Annotated in this window: 15 protein-coding genes and 1 pseudogene; 8 read left to right on the top strand and 8 right to left on the bottom strand. The window is 63.7% G+C overall.

Annotated elements, in window-relative coordinates; all coding sequences use genetic code 11:
- Positions 1-13: 13 nt before the first annotated feature.
- Positions 14-925: an AraC family transcriptional regulator gene (locus D460_RS0116880; protein ID WP_018899756.1), complete on the top strand. Its 912-nt coding sequence runs from the start codon at positions 14-16 to the stop codon at positions 923-925.
- On the opposite strand, the gene D460_RS0116875 is transcribed toward D460_RS0116880, so the two are convergent.
- Positions 904-1,794 carry a LysR family transcriptional regulator gene (locus tag D460_RS0116875; RefSeq protein WP_018899755.1) on the bottom strand — a complete coding sequence of 297 codons (891 nt, stop codon included), beginning with the start codon at positions 1,792-1,794 and terminating at the stop codon, positions 904-906. The genes D460_RS0116880 and D460_RS0116875 overlap by 22 nt on opposite strands.
- Positions 1,795-1,945: 151 nt before the next feature.
- Here D460_RS0116875 and D460_RS0116870 point away from each other — a divergent pair.
- Positions 1,946-2,176: pseudogene (locus D460_RS0116870) on the top strand (Atu4866 domain-containing protein); the annotation flags it as partial.
- Positions 2,177-2,220: 44 nt separating this feature from the next.
- A complete protein-coding gene (locus D460_RS0116865; RefSeq protein WP_018899753.1) occupies positions 2,221-3,063 on the top strand; it encodes an oxidoreductase in 843 nt (280 codons plus the stop codon).
- Positions 3,064-3,097: 34 nt separating this feature from the next.
- Here D460_RS0116865 and D460_RS0116860 read toward each other — a convergent pair whose 3' ends face one another.
- Together D460_RS0116860 and D460_RS0116855 are read right to left on the bottom strand one after the other, a co-directional pair.
- Complete coding sequence (locus tag D460_RS0116860; protein WP_018899752.1) at positions 3,098-4,285, bottom strand: DUF459 domain-containing protein; 1,188 nt, start codon at positions 4,283-4,285, stop codon at positions 3,098-3,100.
- Positions 4,286-4,430: 145 nt separating this feature from the next.
- Positions 4,431-5,654 carry a lytic murein transglycosylase gene (locus D460_RS0116855; protein WP_018899751.1) on the bottom strand — a complete coding sequence of 408 codons (1,224 nt, stop codon included), beginning with the start codon at positions 5,652-5,654 and terminating at the stop codon, positions 4,431-4,433.
- A gap of 201 nt (positions 5,655-5,855) precedes the next feature.
- Here D460_RS0116855 and galU point away from each other — a divergent pair, with 201 nt between their 5' ends.
- On the top strand, positions 5,856-6,743 hold the full coding sequence (gene galU, locus D460_RS0116850; protein ID WP_018899750.1) for a UTP--glucose-1-phosphate uridylyltransferase GalU: 888 nt from the start codon (positions 5,856-5,858) through the stop codon (positions 6,741-6,743).
- A 48-nt stretch (positions 6,744-6,791) separates the two neighbouring features.
- On the opposite strand, the gene D460_RS0116845 is transcribed toward galU, so the two are convergent.
- Positions 6,792-8,357: an outer membrane beta-barrel protein gene (locus D460_RS0116845; RefSeq protein WP_018899749.1), complete on the bottom strand. Its 1,566-nt coding sequence runs from the start codon at positions 8,355-8,357 to the stop codon at positions 6,792-6,794.
- Positions 8,358-8,497: 140 nt separating this feature from the next.
- On the opposite strand from D460_RS0116845, the gene D460_RS0116840 reads away from it, so the two are divergent.
- Positions 8,498-9,493, top strand: coding sequence for a KpsF/GutQ family sugar-phosphate isomerase (locus tag D460_RS0116840; RefSeq protein WP_026283240.1), 996 nt, complete (start codon positions 8,498-8,500; stop codon positions 9,491-9,493).
- Between the two features lie 41 nt (positions 9,494-9,534).
- Here the strand turns inward: D460_RS0116840 and D460_RS0116835 are convergent, their stop codons facing one another.
- Complete coding sequence (locus D460_RS0116835) at positions 9,535-9,990, bottom strand: NfeD family protein (RefSeq protein ID WP_018899747.1); 456 nt, start codon at positions 9,988-9,990, stop codon at positions 9,535-9,537.
- 3 nt (positions 9,991-9,993) lie between these two features.
- The gene (locus D460_RS0116830) at positions 9,994-11,004 is read right to left on the bottom strand and encodes an SPFH domain-containing protein (protein WP_018899746.1); all 1,011 of its coding nucleotides are present in this window, start codon (positions 11,002-11,004) and stop codon (positions 9,994-9,996) included.
- Between the two features lie 195 nt (positions 11,005-11,199).
- Between D460_RS0116830 and queC the strand changes: the two genes are divergently transcribed.
- Genes queC through queE form a run of 3 tightly spaced genes read left to right on the top strand, consistent with a single transcriptional unit; the run spans position 11,200 to position 12,996 of the window.
- Complete coding sequence (queC, locus tag D460_RS0116825; RefSeq protein ID WP_018899745.1) at positions 11,200-11,907, top strand: 7-cyano-7-deazaguanine synthase QueC; 708 nt, start codon at positions 11,200-11,202, stop codon at positions 11,905-11,907.
- A gap of 4 nt (positions 11,908-11,911) precedes the next feature.
- Positions 11,912-12,268, top strand: coding sequence for a 6-carboxytetrahydropterin synthase QueD (queD, locus tag D460_RS0116820; RefSeq protein ID WP_018899744.1), 357 nt, complete (start codon positions 11,912-11,914; stop codon positions 12,266-12,268).
- Positions 12,265-12,996 (top strand): 7-carboxy-7-deazaguanine synthase QueE, encoded by a 732-nt coding sequence (gene queE, locus D460_RS0116815; RefSeq protein ID WP_018899743.1) that lies wholly within the window; start codon positions 12,265-12,267, stop codon positions 12,994-12,996. Before queD ends, queE begins: the two co-directional genes overlap by 4 nt.
- Before the next feature lie 191 nt (positions 12,997-13,187).
- Here queE and hemH read toward each other — a convergent pair whose 3' ends face one another.
- On the bottom strand, positions 13,188-14,225 hold the full coding sequence (gene hemH / locus D460_RS0116810) for a ferrochelatase (protein ID WP_018899742.1): 1,038 nt from the start codon (positions 14,223-14,225) through the stop codon (positions 13,188-13,190).
- Between the two features lie 148 nt (positions 14,226-14,373).
- Positions 14,374-16,323: a bifunctional UDP-sugar hydrolase/5'-nucleotidase gene (locus tag D460_RS0116805; RefSeq protein WP_018899741.1), complete on the bottom strand. Its 1,950-nt coding sequence runs from the start codon at positions 16,321-16,323 to the stop codon at positions 14,374-14,376.
- Positions 16,324-16,382 lie beyond the last annotated feature (59 nt).

Raw genomic sequence — 16,382 nt, 5'->3', positions numbered from 1 at the left:
GATAGTCCTGATCGTGGCCGTTGATCCTCTTGCCGAAATCGTCACGCTGCTGCAGCCCGCCGCACGCTTCTCGAAGCTGGTCGAATGCGCCGGCCTCTGGCGGATTGAACGCGAGGCCACGGGCGAGCCCTTCTACTGCGCTGTCATCGAGGGGCGTTGCCGTGTGGCATTCGGGGAGGAGCCGCCGTTCATTCTTGAGGCCGGCGACTTCGTCCTAGTGCCGGCCATGCGTGATCTCGTCAATGAGAGCATCGACGCGCCGCGCGGCTTGCCCGCCGTCGTTCCGATGCAGATGAGTGATGGTCACTTCCGCGCGGGTCGTCCCGATGGGCCGGCTGATCTGCGCATGCGCATCGGGCATTGCAGCTTCGGTTCACCGGATGCGGCGCTTCTGGTTTCGCTGCTGCCCGATGTGGTTGTCGTGCGCGGCGAACCGCGTCTGGCGACCCTCATGCAATTGGTCGGCGATGAAACGCGCGAGCGGCGGCCGGGGCGGGAGCTGGTGCTTGAACGGTTGCTGGAGGTGTTGCTGATCGAGGCGCTCCGATCCGGCACGCAGCCGACAGGCGCGCCTGGGCTCAGCCGTGGTCTGGCGGACGAACGGCTGGCGGCGGCACTGCACGCGCTGCATGAACGGCCGGCCCATGCGTGGACCGTGGCGGATCTCGCAACCGAAGCGTCACTCTCCCGATCGGCCTTCTTCGCGCGTTTCAGCCGTGTCGTCGGCCTGCCGCCGATGGAGTATCTGCTGGCCTGGCGCATGGCCCTCGCCAAGCAGCTGTTGCGTGGCCGCGAACTCGCGATGGATGAAGTGGCGGAGCGCGTCGGTTACGGTTCGGCCAGCGCGTTCAGCGTCGCCTTCTCGCGATATGCGGGCGTGCCGCCGGCTAGGTATGCCCGCAGTCAGCCTCTGCTTGAGAGGTGATCGACCAGCACCCGCAGCTTCTGCGGCTGGCGATGGCGGCGGGGGTAGTAGATGTAGAAGCCGTCGAAGGGCGGGCAGTAGCTTTCGAGAAGCGGCACGAGCTCGCCGCGCGCGATATAGGGCGCGAAGGTCTCGACCATGCCGAAGGTGATACCGGCGCCTGAGGAGGCCATGCGCAGCATCATGCCCATGTCGTTGGTGGTCATGTCGGGATCGACCGCGACATCGAAATCGCGGCCGTTTTCGGTGAATTCCCAGCGGTAGGGGGCGGTGTCGGGTCTGGGGCGCCAGCCGATGCAGACGTGATCGACGAGATCGCGGGGGTGCTGCGGCGCGCCGCGTCGGGCGATGTAATCGGGTGATGCGACGGCGCATTGTCGCTGGGCTGACGAGACCGATACGGCCACCATGTCCTGCTCGATCACCTCGCCCAGCCTGATCCCCGCATCGAAGCCGGCCTCGACGATATCGAACTCGCCGTCGGTGATGGTGATATCCAGGCGCAGCTCCGGATATTTCGCCATGAAGCCTGCCAGCAGCGGGCCGGAGATGACGCGCTCGGCGATGGACGACACGGCGATGCGCAGCAGGCCCGATGGCCGCGCGCGGACCTCGCGGACGGCTTCGATCGCCTCGGTCACCCGGTCGGCGGGCTCTTTCACCAGGGATTGGAACAACTCGCCCGCCTCTGTCAGCCGCACGCTGCGCGTGGTGCGCTGGACGAGCGTAACACCAAGCCGGTCTTCCAGCCGCTGCAGCGCCTGGCTGACGGCGGAGCGGGTCACGCCCAGCCGCTCGGCGGCGACGCGGAAGTTGCGCGCTTCCGCGACGGCAAGGAAAACGGAGATGCCTTCGAACTGGTCGCTCATTGGTTAGAATAACTAACCAAGCTATCTCGGATTGGCAACTCGTTCGATGCCAATACTGTGCCTATCTCTCATGCATGGCAAGACGGAAGAGCCGTCGCCTGCAATCGCATCGGCCCTGCAAGGCCGGAAGAGGAGAGAGATGATGAGCGACCATCCCTATGTCGGCATGTGGATCACCGATGACGGCCGGGTTCGGCACGAGCTTCTGGCGAACGGCCGATACGACGAGGCGCGCGGCAATCGCGAGAGCGCCTATCAGGGGCGCTACGAGGTTCGTGGCGCTCATATCGATTACTGGGACGACACCGGCTTCACCGCCGATGGCGACTTCGTCGACCGCGACACGCTGCATCATGGCGGCATGATCCTGCGCCGGCGCTAAGCCGCCGACGCGACAATGGGCTCAGAAGCCCGGAAGGAGACGACATGACTGAGACTTCCCCCATCTGGTTCATCACCGGTGCTTCCTCGGGCCTCGGCCTCGCTTTGGCCGAAGCCGTTCTGGCGCGCGGCTGGCGGGCGGCTGTCACCGCGCGCAAGCCCGGCGCGCTCGACGATCTGGCCGCCCGCTACGGCGATCATGTGCTGCCGCTTACGCTCGATGTGCGCTCCAAGGCATCGGTCGACGAAGCAGTCGCTGCGGCGGAGAAGCATTTCGGCGGCATCGATGTGCTGGCCAACAATGCCGGCTACGGCTATCTCGCGGCGATCGAGGAGGGCGACGACCAGGAGATCCGCGACCAGTTCGAGACCAATGTCTTCGGCCTGATCGCGGTGACCAAGCGGGTGCTTCCAGGCATGCGCGCGCGGCGTCGCGGGCATGTGTTCAACACCTCGTCGCTCGGCGGCCTCGTGGCGTTCGCGGCGACCGGCTATTATCACGCCACGAAATTCGCGGTTGAGGGCTTGTCGGAATCGCTCTCTCACGAGGTGGCGCCGCTCGGGATCAAAGTCACCATTCTGGAGCCGGGTGCGTTTCGCACCAATTGGGCTGGCAGCTCGATGATCGAATCGGCGACCGTGATCGACGATTACGCGGAGACGGCGGGCAAGCGCCGGGCCGCGACCCGTGCTGTCTCGGGCAACCAGCCGGGTGATCCGGCGCGCGCCGCAGCCGCCGTCATTGCCGCCTACGAGGCGAAGGAGCCGCCGTTGCGGCTGCTGCTGGGCGCGCCGGCGCTGAAGATCGCGCGCGAGCGGCTGGATGCGCTGCGGTCGAATTTCGATGCCTGGGCGGATGTGACGCTGAGTGCGGATTTTCCGAGCTGACAAAAGAGAGAGGCGGGCGTGTGAGCGCCCGCTTTTACTTGACCGAGACCTCGGCGGCCGATTTGGCGGCGGGGCGGCTGTAGTCGTCGACGCGGCCGGCCGGGGGCTTTGCCATCTCGCCATCCTGCACCAGCTTGTCGCGCGGCGATTTCGTGGCGCTGACGGGAATGGCGGCGCCGCCGAGAAGGGCAGTGCCGCCGTCGAGATTAGGGTCGGAGAGCGCGATCGGGTCGGTGTGGTCGGCCGGGTTCGACGAGAGGCCGATCGCCGGCGCGCTGCTGTTGTCGAGGCGCACGAGATCGGGGCTCGCCTGGGTGCCGAGGATGCGGCGGGCGGGCTTTTCGACGTAGAAGGCGACCTTGCGGCGGCCGGCATCGGTCATGTTGATGCCGTCGGAGGTGCGCAGGCGTACCTGCTGGCCGTTGATGTCGGAGCCTGTGACGATGAAGTCGCCGCTCTCGCTGACGAAACCATCCCAGATATCGACGAACTCGCCGCCGATCGATTCCACCTGCTTGCGGTAGACCTGGTTCATCTGCGCCGCATCCGCCATCATCGAGGGAGAATCGAAAGCGGGCAGGCCGACCCAGAGCAGCGGAATCTTCCTCGCCGTCACCGCCTTGCCGAAGGCGAGAACGCGGCGCTGGTATTCGGTGTACCAGCCATCGGTGCGGAACTTCTCCTTGCCGACATCGGTTACCATCTGCTGGCGGTCGTTGGCGCCGAGCATGACGACGACCATGGCGGGCTTGGCCTCGTCCATGAATTTCGTCAGTTGCGTGGGCCAGTCGTAATAATCGTCGCGCACGAGGCCTGACGCGACGTTGCTGTGGGTCTCGATGAGGATGCCCGGCGAATCCTGGAAGGCCGCGTCCATGCCGACGCCGAGGCCGCCGGCCAGGAAGTCGCCGACGACAAGGATCTTCTGGGCGTTGTCGAGCTTCTCTACGACCTTCTCTTCCGGCGCGGTCACGGGTGCGGCGCGTGGCGTGGAGACGGTGGTCTTGGGCGGCGTTGTCTTCTTGCGTTGCGGCGCGGCGCGCGGCCGCGTGTATTGGCCGGGCGCCTGCGGGGCCTCGTCGATGTAACGGCGGCCCAAGAAGAAATCCATGAGCGAGCGGCGCTGATAATAGCGCTGTTCCTGGGCCTCGGCCGAAACGGGCGGCAGGACAGAGGTGGACAAGACCAGCACCGCCGCGCCCAACGCGCCCCAGCGGAGCATGCCGCGAACGCCACTCTTGGCTGTTGTCTGATCTACTCGTTTACGCATATCGGCCGCCCTGCATCGACGCTTATTTTCTCATGGAGCGGGACGGGCGTCCACACCCCAAAGCGCGGTGCGCGTGTTTTTGATCGCGACGTGACGGCTACTTGCGAAGCGCGTTCAGGAGCGGCAGCGAGGGTTCGCCATCCGCCTGCATGCCGATACGGCCCTGGACAGCGGCGATCGCGGCCTTGGAGCCGCTGCCGAAATTGCCGTCGACTTCGCCGTCATAATAGCCCAGCGCCTTCAGGCGGGTCTGCAGCTCGAACTTCTCCTTGACATCGAGCGTGCCATCCGGGCGCGGCCAGCGCTGCTTCATGCCGCCATAGCCGGCGATCTCGTCGGCGAGCAGGCCGACGGCAATGGCGTAGCTGTCAGAGGCATTGTACTTCTTGATGGTGTAGAAGTTGCTGGTCATCAGGAAGCCCGGGCCGTCATTGCCGGCGGGCATCTTCAAGACTGCCTTGCCGGAGCCATCCTTGAAGCCCATGCCGCTCGGGCGCTTCAGGCCAAGGGCCGACCATTGTGCCAGCGTCATGGTCTTGCCGACGTGCTTCAGCGCGCTCGACGGAACCTTGACTTCGTAGCCCCAGGTCTTGCCAAAATCCCAGCCGTTCTTCTTCAGGAGATTGGCGGAGGTGGCGAGCGCGTCGGGAACCGAGTTCCAGATGTCGCGGTGGCCGTTGCCGTCGGCGTCGACGGCGTAGAGCAGGTAGCTGGTGGGGATGAACTGGGTGTGACCCATGGCGCCGGCCCAGGAGCCGGTCATGCCGTCGGGCGAGATGTCGCCGTTCTGCAGGATCTTCAGGGCGGCGATCAGCTGCTTCTGGGCGAACTTGGTGCGTTTGGCGTCGGCATAGGCGAGCGTCGCCAGCGCGCGCGGCACGTAATGCAGCCTGTCGTCCTTCTCGAGCACTGCGCCGTAATTCGATTCCATCGACCAAATGGCGAGCAGAATCGTCTTGTCGACACCGAAGTTCCGCTCGATCCAATTCAACGTAGAGGCGTGTTTGGCCATCATCTTGCGGCCGATCTGGACGGTATAAGGATTTACGCGAGAATCCACGTAATCCCAGATTTTCGTCGTAAATTCAGGCTGATAAGTAGCCTTTTCCAGCACCGTAGGGTCAGGGTCGCTGACGCCTGAGAAAGCTTTACGATAAGTTGCCTTGCTGATGCCATTTTGAGCGGCAGTTTGATAGAAGTCCGCGATCCACTTCTGGAACCGCTGGTCGGCCATGGCGTTAACAGGCGCCAGACTGGCGGATGCGGTCATGATGAATGCGAATGCAAGACCACGAAGGGAGATTTTGTGATTTTGAGTCATCGGCGGTCATCCGTCCTTTCGTTTCAGGCACAGCAGAGCGCAAAAATTCCGCTCAGGCCTGAGACTACCCGAACGGAGTCAACAAATTCTTTACCATGACGCACGAACACAGTCACTATTTGCAAAACCGTAGCAAATCTCATCTAATCCGATCAAAATCGCGTTATATTTCAAGCGTTAGAATCATCGCAGGAGGCCTGTGTGGCAGAGCATAAAAAAGTTCGCAAAGCTGTATTCCCGGTCGCCGGTCTCGGCACGCGCTTCCTTCCGGCCACGAAGGCCGTTCCGAAGGAAATGCTGACTGTCGTAGACAAGCCGATCATTCAGTATGTGGTGGACGAAGCGCTGGAAGCCGGGATCGAGCATTTCGTTTTCGTGACGGGCCGTAACAAGCACATCATCGAAGACTATTTCGACATCCATTTCGAGCTTGAGCAGACGCTGCGCGAGCGCAGCAAGAACGCTGAAATCACCCTGCTCGCAGGCCAGCTTCCCAAGGCTGGTACCGTGAGCTTCACGCGCCAGCAGGAGCCGCTCGGCCTCGGTCACGCCGTATGGTGCGCCCGCGAGATCATCGGCGACGAGCCCTTCGCGCTGCTGCTTCCCGACATGATCATGAAGAGCGAAGCCAAGGGCTGCATGAAGGGCATGATCGATCTTTATGCCCAGAGCGGCGGCAACATCATCGCCGTCGAAGAATGCGCGCCCGATCAGGCCCACAAGTACGGTATCGTTGGCGTCGGCGACGCGATCGGCGACGGCTTCCGCATCACCGGCATGGTCGAAAAGCCTGCCAAGGGCACAGCGCCCTCGAACTTCTTCATCAACGGCCGCTACATCCTGCAGCCGGAAGTGTTCAAGATCCTGGAAACCCAGGAACGCGGCGCCGGCAACGAGATCCAGCTCACCGACGGCATGCTGAAGCTCCTGAAGGACCAGGCTTTCGCCGGTTACCACTTCAAGGGCACGACCTATGACTGCGGCGCCAAGGATGGCTTCATCCTCGCCAACGTCGCCTTCGCGCTTGAGCGTGCGGATATCCGCCCGACCGTGATCGAAGGCTTCAAGGACCTGCTCAAGGGCCTCTGATATCTGGCGATCGAAGGGGAGGCCGCGGCGCGGTCTTCCCGATCGCTATCAGCGTTTCAGCTTCAGACCGACGCCGGCTCGCCATTGCTGCGAGTCGGCGCCGACTTTTCTGGAAGTCAGTTCGTAGCCGATGGTGCTCGTCAGATCGAGATATCGGTTGATGTTCCAGGTCAGGCCGGCGCTGGTCGTATAGACCGTCTCGTCGCTGATCGCGCTATCCGACGGATAGTCGCGCAAGGTTATCCCACCCAGGAAGGTTCCGACCAGATTGTCGCGCAGCTGATGCGTGACCGTCGTCGTCATGGCGCGCGAGATATAGCCCGCGACACCTGGCGTGGTGGATGGCTGCAGGCTGGTTTGCAGGCCGAAGTCGATATCGGTGCCGCGCAGAGGCGACCAGCGGACGCTGGCATCGAGCACGGTTGCGTCGATATCGGACAGCCTGTTGTCGTCGAAGCTGGCGATCTCGTAACCCACGCCCACTTCGCCGCGCAGCTTCTCGCCGAGATCCACCTCGACGCCGACCTTGGCGCCGTAGCTGTCGCCGGAGCGCTGGTAGCCCGCCACGTCGGTCGTCTGGTCATACACCGTCTTGCCGACATTGCCCTCGATGAAGGGGATCAGGGCAGGAGACAGCTCGTAGCCGATGCGGCCGCGCAGCGTGCCCGATGTCTGGTCGCGGTCGCTAAGCGATACGACGGTGCCATCAGACAGCGTCGCGTCGGAATAGATCGTGCGGGTGAAATCGATGCCGGTGCTGCCGCGCAGGATGCCGAAGTCGCGCTCGATCGAGGCGCCGAGGGTGAGTTCCTGCACGTCCGACTGCTGGTTGGCGTTCTGGATGGCGTTCGGGTCGTCGGTGTCTTCGCGGTAGAAGTGGTAGCCGCCGGTGATGTGGGCCGTGGTTTCCTCGGGGAGATCGAGCCTCAGATCGCCGTTGATCCGGAAGTCCGGCTGCTCTTCGCCTTCGCCGCTGACATTCTTCTGCCAGGCGCCCTCGCTTGTGATCAGCAGCTGGTGCAGCGCCCAGTCCGACGTCAGCGTCGTCTTCATGTCGGTTTCGAGGAAGGCGCGTGTCTGCTTGACGTCGCCGTCCTTCTTCGTCTCGGTGTTGATGCTCTGCGTCACGGTCGGGCGCAGCACGAAGGTGCCGACGCGGATGCCAGGGGTTTCCTCGGTCGAGAGATTGACGTCGGGCTTGCGCGGCCTGCGCTCGTCGAGCGGGGCCTCGCGGGTGTTCAGCCGCATCATGTCTTCGTCGAGAATGGAGCCGGTGGTCTCGTCGCTTGGCTGGTCGCCTGATGTGGTTTGCCGTGCGGTCGCACTGGTATTGGCGCTGGTGCCGTTGGGGGTGCCGTCGTTCGCATTGGTCGGGTCGTCTGCGGATGCCGCGGCGCCGGGTATGGCCGTGCCGTCATCCTGTTGATCGCCTGTTGCATCGGGGGTGGCGATGTAGGCGGACTGGGCAAGGGGAGAGGAGGATGCGGCCGTGCGCGCCGATTGGGCGAGCGCCGAGGTGGGGGCTGCGAGCTCGAGACCGGCCAAGGCCACGGACACGGCAACGCCCGCCGCGCGGAGCGGCGTCAGACTGCTCGTATGTCTCCAATGGCCCATATGGTTGCGCTCGGCATGCTTCGAAGTGGTTACCCGAACGTAAAGCCTCGTGGTTAACCATTCGTTGCCATCTGATCGAAGGCTATGCTCAATCCGCCGCTATGGTGGACACCGCGCTGGAAAGCGGCTAACGGATGGCGATGATCAAGCGAGCGGTAAATCTCATCGACAACGGCGTGATCGACTCGGCCAGGCGCACACTCGCCACCGAACGACAGTCGTTGGTGTCCCTCGAACAGGCCTTTGACGGCGATCTCGCCGGGCCTTTCATGCAGGCCGTCGAAACGATCGGTGGGATTTCGGGGCGAGTGATCGTTACCGGCGTCGGCAAGAGCGGCCATATCGGCGTCAAGATCGCCGCGACGCTGGCTTCGACCGGAACACCCGCCTTCTTCATGCACGCCGCCGAGGCCAACCACGGCGATCTCGGCATGGTGGGGCTTGGGGATGCGGTGCTGGCGCTGTCGAAGGGCGGCGAGAGCGCGGAACTGCGCAACGTGATCGCCTATACGCGCCGCTTCTCCATTCCGCTGATTTCCATGACCTGCTCGCCGGACTCATCGCTCGGCAAGGCGTCCGATGTCGTGCTTCTGATGCCGAACGTCGAGGAAGCCTGCCCGCACGGCTTGGCGCCGACCACGTCGACGATGATGCAGCTGGCGCTCGGTGATGCGCTGGCGATCGCGCTGCTCGAGGCGCGTGGCTTCACGGCGCGCGATTTCCATGTGTTCCATCCCGGCGGCAAGCTGGGCGCTGCCTTGAGCCATGTCGCCGACGTCATGCATACCGGCGAGCGCGTGCCGCTGGTTGCCAAGGGCACACCGCTGCCAGAGGCGATCTCGACGCTATCGCGCAAGCATTTCGGCTGTGTCGGCATTTTGGATGAGGATGGCCGGCTCTGCGGCATCGTCACCGAGGGCGACATGGCGCGCAACCTGTCGCGTAACCTGTCGGAACTCGTGGTCGACGATATCATGACGCGGGCGCCGAAGACGGTGAAGCCGAATGTCCTGGCGACCGCGGCGCTGGCATTGCTCAACAAGCACAGCATCGGCGCGCTGATTGTCGTCGATGACGACAACAGGCCGGTCGGGCTTATTCATTTCCACGATCTTCTCAGGATCGGCGTGGCCTGATCAAGCCAGCTTGATCGGGATCAAGGCCAGCTTGATCGGGATCAGGCTTCCTCGACCGTCAGGTCACGGCCGTTGCTTGCGGTGACCTTGACGCGCGCGCCGACGGGCAGATCCGGGCCGCTCACCTTCCATTGCGTGTCGTCCAGCTTGATGCGGCCACGGCCCTCGGTGATCGGTTCGGCCAGCGTCGCGGTGCGGCCGACGAGGCTGGCGCCGCGCTGGTTGAGAAAGGGCTCGTCCGTCTCGCCATGATCGCGCGTCAGCTTGCGGCCGATGAAGGTGGCGGCGACGGCGAAAGCGGCAAACAGGATCGCCTGCAGCTGCCAGACCCAGAAGGCGCTATCCCAGAAGAGCAGCGAGAGCGCGCCGACGGCGATTGCCGCCAGCCCGATCCAGACGAGGAAGAAGCCGGGCACCAGCATCTCGGCGGCGAGCAGCACGAGGCCGACGACCCACCAGCTCCACGGCCCCAATTCCGATGTGATGGCCGCCAGCATCTATCAGCGCTCCGGGTTCTGGTTGAACGGGTTGACCTGCGGCGTGGTGCGCGGGGCCTGGACCTGACGCGGGGTGGGGGCTGCGGGCGGAGTGTCGTTGCCGAAGACTTCCTTGGCGATGGCACCGATGCCGCTCAGCGAGCCAATGATTGACGAGGCCTCGATCGGCATCAGCACGACCTTGGAATTGGTGGCCGAGCCGATCGCGGTCAGCGCCTCGGTGTATTTCTGCGCCACGAAGTAGTTGATCGCCTGCACGTCGCCGGCGGCAATGGCTTCCGACACCATCTTCGTGGCCTTGGCTTCGGCCTCGGCCAGACGCTCGCGGGCCTCGGCGTTGCGGAAGGCGGATTCGCGCTGTCCTTCGGCCTGCAGGATCGCCGACTGCTTGGCGCCCTCGGCGCGCAGGATCTGCGCGTTTCTCGAGCCTTCGGCCTCCAGTACCTGGGCGCGCTTCTCGCGCTCGGCCTTCATCTGGCGGGCCATGGCGTCGACGAGGTCGCGCGGCGGCTGGATGTCCTTGATCTCGACACGGGTGACCTTGATGCCCCAAGGCTGGACGGCATCATCGACGACGCGCAACAGGCGGTCGTTGATGGCGTCGCGGTTGGAGAGCAGTTCGTCGAGATCCATCGAGCCCATGACCGAGCGGATGTTGGTCATGGTCAGGTTGAGGATGGCGTTTTCGAGGTTGGAGACCTGGTAGGCCGCCTGGGCGGCGTTGAGGATCTGATAGAAAGCGACGGCATCGGCCGAGACGGAGGCGTTGTCGCGGGTGATGACTTCTTGCGTCGGAACGTCGAGCACCTGCTCCATGACGTTCATACGGGCGCCGACGCGCTCGATGAAGGGGGTGATGATGTTGAGGCCCGGACCCAGCGTGCGGGTGTAGCGGCCGAAGCGCTCGACCGTGTACTGATAACCCTGCGGGACCGTCTTGATGCCGGCGAAAAGCACCAGGATGACGAAGACCACCAGTGCGATGACCACGATGTCGAAGCCGCCCAAAACCATGAAATACCTCCCAAAACCCGAATCGAATAGCCGCACCTTAGCCGAGACGATTTCAAAAGCCACGCTCTCAGGTAGTCGTGCCGCGTTACCCATCAAATATGGGGGTTCGATTGGTTCTTCACAATGCGGTCCCTTTGGCCTAGAACGCCCGCATCCGGTCGCAGCCCACCCGGTCAAAACAAGGGATCAAACATCATGAAGACTATCGTCATCTGCTCTGGCGGATTGGACTCCGTTTCGCTTGCGCACAGGATCGCCGCGGAACAAACCCTCATCGGCCTGCTCTCCTTCGATTACGGCCAGCGTCACCGCAAGGAACTCGACTATGCCGCCGCCTGCGCCAGGAGGCTCGGCGTGCTGCATCAGATCATCGACATCAGGCCGATCGGCAGCCATCTCACCGGCTCGGCGCTCACCGACGATATCGACGTGCCCGATGGACACTATGCAGAGGAAACCATGAAGGCGACGGTGGTCCCGAACCGCAACGCCATCATGCTCGCCATCGCCTTCGGGCTTGCCGCCGCGCAGAAGGCGGATGCCGTGGCCGTTGCCGTGCATGGCGGTGACCACTTCATCTATCCGGATTGCCGCCCCGGCTTCATCGACGCATTCCAGGTGATGCAGGATGCGGCGCTGGACGGCTATGCCAGCGTCAAGCTGCAGGCGCCCTACGTCAATGCCACCAAGGCCGATATCGTCACGGATGGGGCAAAGCACGGGACGCCGTTTGCGGAGACGTGGTCGTGCTACAAGGGCGGGGGGCGCCATTGCGGGCGCTGCGGCACCTGCGTCGAGCGGCGCGAGGCGTTTCATCTGGCTGGCGTCGCGGATCCGACGGAGTACGAGGATGCCGATTTCTGGAAGTCGGCGACATCGGGCTTCTCGGCCACGGAGGTGTAACTCCGTGTTCCGCATCACCAAGGAATTCCACTTCTCCGCCTCGCATCAGCTCTCGCATCTGCCCGCCGATCACCAATGCGCGCGGCTGCACGGGCACAACTATATCGTCGTCGTCGAGCTTGCGGCCGCAGAGCTCAACGCGGACGGCTTCGTGCGCGATTATCACGAGCTTGCTCCGCTGAAGCGCTATATCGACGATCGCTTCGACCACCGGCATCTGAACGAGGTGCTCGGCCACAACAGGGTGACGTCTGAATATCTCGCCAAGCACTTCTATGACTGGTGCAAGGCGATCCTGCCGGAGACGTCTGCCGTCCGGGTCAGCGAGACGCCGAAGACATGGGCGGAGTATCGGCCATGAGCGCCGATCACAAGATCCGCGTCAGCGAGATCTTCGGGCCGACCATCCAGGGCGAGGGCGTGCTGATCGGCCTGCCGACGGTGTTCGTGCGCACCGGCGGCTGCGATTACCGCTGTTCGTGGTGCGACACGCTGCATGCCGTCGACAGCGAATACCGCGATCAATGGACGCCGATGTCGGTGGAGGAAATCTGGGCCGAGGTCGTTTCGCTCTCGGGCGGGCAACCGCTCACCGTCTCGCTCTCCGGCGGCAACCCGGCGATCCAGCCGCTGGCGCCGCTGATTGCGCGCGGCCATGGCGAGGGCTATCGGTTCGCGCTGGAGACGCAGGGCAGTGTCGCCAGGGATTGGTTTGCCGATCTCGATACGCTGGTGCTGAGCCCGAAGCCGCCGTCTAGCGGCATGGAGACGGATTGGGGGCAGTTCGAGGACTGTCTGGCGCGGGCCGCCGGCGGGCCTGAGGTCGCGCTTAAGATCGTGGTGTTCGATGAGCGGGATTATCGCTATGCGCGGGAGGTTGCGGGGCGCTATCCGGATTTGCCGGTTTATCTGCAGCCGGGCAACCACACGCCGCCGCCTGCCGATGACGATGATGCCAGGATCGATATCGACGGGGTCATGGATCGGATGTTGTGGCTGGTGGGGAAGGTGACCGAGGATCGGTGGTTCGAGGCCAGGGTGCTGCCGCAGTTGCATGTGTTGTTGTGGGGGAATCGGCGGGGGGTGTGAGTGGTTTTGGTGGAGAGGTTGTGCCGTGTGGCCCCCTCATCCGACCCTTCGGGCCACCTTCTCCCCGTTGGGGCGAAGGGGAGGTTGAGCGAGCGGCCAGCCCCGAGTCTCTTCTCCCCAGCGGGGAGAAGGTGCCGGCAGGCGGATGAGGGGGCTTCCGCACAACGCCTACAGCTTCTTCGCTGCCGACCTCAAACCCACCCCAATAATTCCCGCCGCACCACCTTCTCCAGCACCGCCATTCCATCATCGCTGTCGTTCAGGCACGGGATATGCGCGAACTTCTCGCCGCCATTCTCGTGGAAGGAATGCGCCGCCTGTTCGGCGATCTCTTCCAGCGTCTCCAGACAGTCGGAGACGAAGCCGGGGTTCAGCACGGCGATCTTTTTCACGCCGTCCTTGGCGAGCTGTTCCACCGTCTTGTCGGTGTAGGGCTGCAGCCATTCTTCCGGGCCGAAGCGGGACTGGAAGGTGACCATGAACTGGTCCTTCGAGAGGCCAAGCTTCTCGCGCAGCAGGCGGCCGGTCTTCTGGCACTGGCAGTAATAGGGGTCGCCCTTCTTGAAGTAGGACATGGGGATGCCGTGGAAGGAGGCGATGATCTTTTCCGGTTGCCAATCGAGCGCCGACAGATGCTTGGTGATCGAGTTCGCCAGCGCCTCGATATAGGTGTCGTCGTCGTGATAATCGGGCACAGTGCGCAGCGCCGGCTGCCAGCGCATCTTCAACAGGTGCTGGAAGGCCTTGTCGTTGACCGTCGCCGTGGTCGCGGCTGCATATTGCGGGTAGAGCGGGAAGAGCACGATGCGGTCGCAGCCGTCGTCCTTCAGCGCCTGGATGCGCGAGGCGATCGAGGGGGTGCCGTAGCGCATGGCCCAGTCGACCTTGACGTTTGGCAAGTCCTTCAGCCGCTCGGCCATGAGATCGGACTGGCTGCGGGTGTAGGTGCGCAGATAGCTCTCGTCCTTCTCCTTGTTCCAGATCAGCTCATAGGCCTTGCCGACCTTGCCCGGGCGGGTGTTGAGCACGATGCCGAAGAGGATTGGATACCACTTCCAGGGCGACCATTCGATGACGCGCTTGTCGGTGAGGAATTCCTTGAGATAACGGCGCATCGAGGTGTAGTCGGTGCCATCAGGGGTGCCGAGATTGACGAGCAGGACGCCCACCTTGCCATAGTTCACCTTCGGGTGGTTCGCCGGATGGTGCGTGGTATCAACGGTCGTCATTCAAACCTCAGTTCTGCTGCTCAGCCGCTCATACGCGGACGAGATCGAATGGTTCACCCTATAGGAACAAAAGCCGGCCCGGGAAACCCCGGACCGGCTCACATCGTTGGGACAAATCGTCATACTTTATTCCGTCAAGCCGCAGGGCTTACTTGGACGGGATCTGCAGCTCCTTGCCAACGGTCAGGTGGCGCGGGGTCGGCTTGCCGTTGGCCTCGGAAATCTTCTTCCAGAGCGTGCCGTCACCATAGAACTGCTTGGCGAGATCCCACAGTGTGTCGCCCGATGCGATGACGTGGGTGGTCGGCGTGTTCGGGGCGAGCGCCGCAGGGGCTTCCGTCGCCGGTGCCGTTGCCGCCGGGGCGGTGGGAGCAGGCGTTGCGTCCGGCGTGGCCGGTGTTGGCGTTGCTGCCGGTGCGGTCGCTGCCGGTGCCGAGGGGGCGGCCGGTATGGTCGTCTCGGATGCCGTCGGTGCAGGCGCCGCGGCGGAAGAGGCGACCTCGGTCACGCGACCGTCCGTGTACGGCTTGTAGGGCGAGTGGGCCGCGAGGAAGTCGGCGGTGACGTCGGCGAGGTCGGGGCCGAAGTCATAGGCGTTCTTGCCCGCCGTGGCGAAGATCGAATAGCCGTCGCCGCCAGCGCGCATGTAGTTGTTAGTCACCACGCCGTAGGTCTTGGCCTCGTCGAGGGGTGCGAAGGCGTCGCCGTCCTTGACCTCGACGGAGACGACGCGGCTGCCTGGCGGCTTCGACTTGTCGAAGCTGTACTTCATGCCCGCCACCTGCGGGAAGCGGCCGGCGCCTTCCTCGATCTTGCCGAGGCCGTTTTCCAGCGCCGCGCGGATATCGGCGCCTGTCAGCTGGAAGGTCGCGAGCGTGTTCTGGAAGGGGAGCACGGTGATGACTTCGCCCTGGGTGACGTCGCCGCCGTCGATCGACGAGCGCAGGCCGCCGCCATTCTGGATGGCGATCTGCATGCCCTGGCTCTTGCCGCGATCGAGCATGGCGTCGGCGACGAGGTTGCCCATCGAGCATTCCTCGACGCGGCAGACCTTGCGGTCGCCTTCGATCGGGCCCTCGGAGGAGCCGATGACCTTCTTGCGCAGGTCCTCGATCGGCTTGGCGAGCTCGGTGATGCGGGCGGCGATCTGGGGGTCGGGCGTGAACGAGCTATCGATCAGGATCGGATCGCCCTTGGCTTCCTTGACGACGCCGTTGTCGTCGAAGGTGATCACGACATCGCCGAGATACTTGCTATAGGAGGCGGCCGTGACGACGGGGACCTTATAGCCACCGGGATTGTCGACCATGGTCGGATAAGGGCCTTCGGCCTTCGGATCGGTGTTCGACAGAAGCGTGTGCGAGTGGCCGCCGACGACGACATCGACATCGGGGATCTTGGCGATATCGGAGAGGTCCCTGGTGTAACCGACATGCGTCAGCGCGATGATCTTGTTGACGCCTTCGGCCTTGAGCTTGGCGGCTTCCTTGGTGATGGCCGCGACATCGTCGGTGAACTTGACGTTCGGGCCGGGGGAGGCGAGTTCCGGGGTTTCGGTGGTGACGACGCCGATGATGCCGATCTTCTGGCCGCCGATCTCCAGCACGACCGAGGGTTCCGGCTTCTTCTTGATCGTCGAGGCGTCGGAGATTTCGACATTGGCGGCGGTGACGGGGAAGGCGACCTTGTCCATGAACGGCGCCAGCGCCTTTTCGCCATCGTCGAATTCATGGTTGCCGAGCGTCATGGCGTCGAACTTGATGGCGTTGACCATCTCCAGTTCGGCGGTGCCCTTGTATGTCGAATAGAACAGCGAGCCCTGGAAATTGTCGCCGGCGTTCAGCGTCAGCACGTTCTGGCCGGCCAATGCGGCGCGGCGCTGGTCGATCGCGGTCTTCAAGCGGGCGGCGCCGCCGAAGCATTCCTTCTTGCTCTCCTCTTCGGCCGAGCAGGTGGAATCGAACTTGTTGATCGCCTCGATGCGCGAATGGAAATCGTTGATGTGCAAAATATTGAGTTGGTAATCGGCAAAGGCGGCGCTGCTCGACAGCGCCAATACGGACGCGGTCAGCAGACCGAATTGAAACGATTTCGTCATCCTGTTCTCCTGGTTTTATCGGCGGCGCTCGAACCCGATCCGGTTTACCGGATGCCAGT

Source organism: Rhizobium sp. 2MFCol3.1 (assembly GCF_000377565.1).
Classification (GTDB): Bacteria; Pseudomonadota; Alphaproteobacteria; order Rhizobiales; family Rhizobiaceae; genus Rhizobium.
The sequence above is the reverse complement of the archived record's forward strand: the minus strand, read 5'-3'. Positions and strand labels throughout refer to the sequence as shown.

What these genes read in the sequence shown, in the direction of transcription:
- D460_RS0116860 (WP_018899752.1), bottom strand. Translation starts at nt 4,285, where the DNA reads ATGCTCCGCTGGGGCGCGTTGGGCGCGGCGGTGCTGGTCTTGTCCACC.
- queC (WP_018899745.1), top strand. Translation starts at nt 11,200, where the DNA reads ATGAAGACTATCGTCATCTGCTCTGGCGGATTGGACTCCGTTTCGCTT.
- D460_RS0116835 (WP_018899747.1), bottom strand. Translation starts at nt 9,990, where the DNA reads ATGCTGGCGGCCATCACATCGGAATTGGGGCCGTGGAGCTGGTGGGTC.
- D460_RS0116855 (WP_018899751.1), bottom strand. Translation starts at nt 5,654, where the DNA reads ATGACTCAAAATCACAAAATCTCCCTTCGTGGTCTTGCATTCGCATTC.
- hemH (WP_018899742.1), bottom strand. Translation starts at nt 14,225, where the DNA reads ATGACGACCGTTGATACCACGCACCATCCGGCGAACCACCCGAAGGTG.
- D460_RS0116865 (WP_018899753.1), top strand. Translation starts at nt 2,221, where the DNA reads ATGACTGAGACTTCCCCCATCTGGTTCATCACCGGTGCTTCCTCGGGC.
- D460_RS0116875 (WP_018899755.1), bottom strand. Translation starts at nt 1,794, where the DNA reads ATGAGCGACCAGTTCGAAGGCATCTCCGTTTTCCTTGCCGTCGCGGAA.
- D460_RS0116805 (WP_018899741.1), bottom strand. Translation starts at nt 16,323, where the DNA reads ATGACGAAATCGTTTCAATTCGGTCTGCTGACCGCGTCCGTATTGGCG.
- D460_RS0116830 (WP_018899746.1), bottom strand. Translation starts at nt 11,004, where the DNA reads ATGGTTTTGGGCGGCTTCGACATCGTGGTCATCGCACTGGTGGTCTTC.
- D460_RS0116840 (WP_026283240.1), top strand. Translation starts at nt 8,498, where the DNA reads ATGATCAAGCGAGCGGTAAATCTCATCGACAACGGCGTGATCGACTCG.
- D460_RS0116845 (WP_018899749.1), bottom strand. Translation starts at nt 8,357, where the DNA reads ATGGGCCATTGGAGACATACGAGCAGTCTGACGCCGCTCCGCGCGGCG.
- queE (WP_018899743.1), top strand. Translation starts at nt 12,265, where the DNA reads ATGAGCGCCGATCACAAGATCCGCGTCAGCGAGATCTTCGGGCCGACC.